Below are 1559 nucleotides of genomic sequence, written 5' to 3'. Positions count from 1 at the left end.
CCCGCGGATCCATCATGGTCTTGTCGGCGAACTTGCCGGGACGGTTCCCGACCTCTCGACCGGCAACCAGCGCGCGTTCTTCGTGGTAGGCCCAAACGGGATGTCTGTGCCGCCGCTGAACGGCGGACGCAAGGCAACGCAACTTTCCTGTGGCCAAGCTAGCCTCACCGCCACGCTGGCGGCACTGAGGGCACAGTACAAAGGGCGGCGTACATCGCAACCGGTGTCGAATTTCAATGATTTTGCCAAAGCTCTGGCGGCCGCGCATTTTCCCGTGTTCCTGTTTTCAGGCCACGCCGCCGAAGGCTTGGCATTGGAGATGCTGCAAGGACTGATCGCCGATCTCAATCGCAAATCGCGCGCATCCGGCCTTTATCTGCCGGCGAGCGAAAACGGGTGGGGAAGCGCGCTCGCCTCGGCCTGGATGACAGGTTTTCCGCTGCGCACCGGCTTTGCGCGCGGCCTCCCTGAATTCGATCCCTGGCGCTGCGATGTGGAGCGCATGATCGCTGCCGGCGAAGCTGACCTGCACCTGCGGATCTCCGCCGCAACGGCCCAACTACAGAAAAAAAGGGCACGCATGGCGCTGATTGTGCTGACGAAAACGGAAAAGCCGGTTGCCGGCGCCGCAGTCACCATGGCCATCGGCGAGGCTGGGGTCGATCACGATGCGGTTGTCTACTCCAGCCGCACGGGCTCGCTCAGGTCGATCGATGCGCAAGCGGCCTCGCAATTGCCCTCCGCCGCGACGATCATCCGCCTGATCGCTACCCACGCTTTCCTCGAGCCACTGCCATGCTGACGAAAATCGCCGACGGCGACATCATCGATCCCGTCAACGGCCGTCTCGGCAAAGGCGACCTCTGGATCAAGGACGACAAGATCGTTCCGGCGCCGGCGGGAGGGGCGGCCGACCGGACCGTCGAAGCCAGCGGCTGCATCGTGATGGCTGGCGCCATCGATATCCACTCCCACATCGGTGGCGGCAATGTGAACACCGCGCGGCTGCTCTTGCCCGAACAGCATGCCGCCCATCAGCTGCGGCCAGCAATGACGCCGCTCGCCAATGCCGGCTGGTCGACGTTCCAGACCGGCTGCCTCTACGCAAAGATGGGCTTTACGACGGTCGTCGAGCCGGCGATGTCGCCGGGAGCGGCGCTGCACACGCATCTCGAACTGGCTGACATCCCGATTATCGACAAAGCGACCCTTGCCATTCTCGGCAACGACGATTTCCTGTTGTCGATGATCCGCGACGACGCCCCCCGGACGATGATCGAGGACTATGTCGCCTGGACGGTCGCTTCGACGCGAGCGCTTGGGGTCAAGGTGATCAACGCCGGTGCGGCGGCCGCCTTCAAGGAGAACGTCCGCACCTTCTCGCTGGATGATGTCGTGCCTTCCTATGGCGTCAGTTCGCGCAAGATCGTCAAGACGCTGCAGGCCGCCGTCGACAGTCTTGGCTTGCCGCATCCCTTGCATGTCCATTGCAACAATCTGGGCAGCCCCGGATCGGCGGATACGGCGGCTGCGACCATTTCAGCGGCGGATGGACTGCC

At 63.5% G+C, this 1559-nt stretch carries 2 protein-coding genes; both read left to right on the top strand.

The annotated features are described in order from the left end of the window. On the top strand, positions 1 to 802 hold an 802-nt coding region (locus tag ENZ75_RS31380; RefSeq protein ID WP_128278604.1), incomplete at its 5' end, for a tungsten formylmethanofuran dehydrogenase. Beyond that, on the top strand, positions 796 to 1559 hold a 764-nt coding region (locus tag ENZ75_RS31375; RefSeq protein ID WP_164888160.1), incomplete at its 3' end, for an amidohydrolase family protein. The genes ENZ75_RS31380 and ENZ75_RS31375, both read left to right, overlap by 7 nt.

The sequence above is a fragment of the Mesorhizobium sp. M7A.F.Ca.CA.002.04.1.1 genome (assembly GCF_004022805.1).
GTDB lineage: Bacteria > Pseudomonadota > Alphaproteobacteria > Rhizobiales > Rhizobiaceae > Mesorhizobium > Mesorhizobium ciceri.
The sequence above is the reverse complement of the archived record's forward strand: the minus strand, read 5'-3'. Positions and strand labels throughout refer to the sequence as shown.